Here is a 721-nt window from a genome sequence, read left to right on the forward strand (position 1 = left end):
GGTCGACCTGGGCGTGCGTGAGGTAGACGTGATCCTTCGGGACTGGACGGGGGAGCGGGACGCCTGCCGCGGGGTTCACGGCGATGCGCTTCGCCCGCACGGCGTGCCCCAGCACGAGGGACAGCACGAGGTGGATCTTCTGGATCCGCCCCGGGCTGACGCCGCGGCGCCCGTTGATGCCGTGGGCCAGCTGGCCGACCCATTCGGCTATGTCCTCCCACTCGATGCGCCGCACCTGGTAGTCGCCCCATCGCGGCTCGACGTGCACGCGCCACGTGTCCAGGTACGTCTCCCGCGTGGTCGGCTGCAGCCCGCTAAGGGTGCCCTTCCACTTCTCGTACACGTCCGTCAGCGTCGCCTTGCCCGCGGACGCGTCCCGGTACGAGCCGTCCCGCATCTTGGCTTCGACCTCGTGAACGTGGTTCTCCGCCTCGGGCAGCTTTGCAAACGTGGCGGACTTCGGCTTGCCGTCCGGCCCGTACCAGCGGACGCGCCACCGGCCGGGAGGCTGCCGCTTGCTGCCGGCCTTCTTCGCGGCCTTCCACTTCTCCATGGCCGCCTGGTACTCGGCGTGCTTCGCGCGGTCCTCAATCCAGACCCTTGCCACCCTTCCCCCCCTCCTCGACGGCCCTGCTCTGGCCCTCGATGTTCTGTGGCGTCCACTGCCATTCGGGCACCTGATACTCCGAGTCGGGCACCTCGCTGAAGTACTCCCGGGCAC

At 69.3% G+C, this 721-nt stretch carries 1 pseudogene; it reads right to left on the bottom strand.

Annotated features, from left to right (window positions below):
• Window positions 1-607: pseudogene (locus tag ACTWQJ_RS52010) on the bottom strand (site-specific integrase); the annotation flags it as partial.
• Window positions 608-721 lie beyond the last annotated feature (114 nt).

It is taken from the genome of Streptomyces sp. KR55 (genome assembly GCF_052245645.1).
In the GTDB taxonomy this organism is placed as follows: Bacteria; Actinomycetota; Actinomycetes; order Streptomycetales; family Streptomycetaceae; genus Streptomyces; species Streptomyces flavusporus.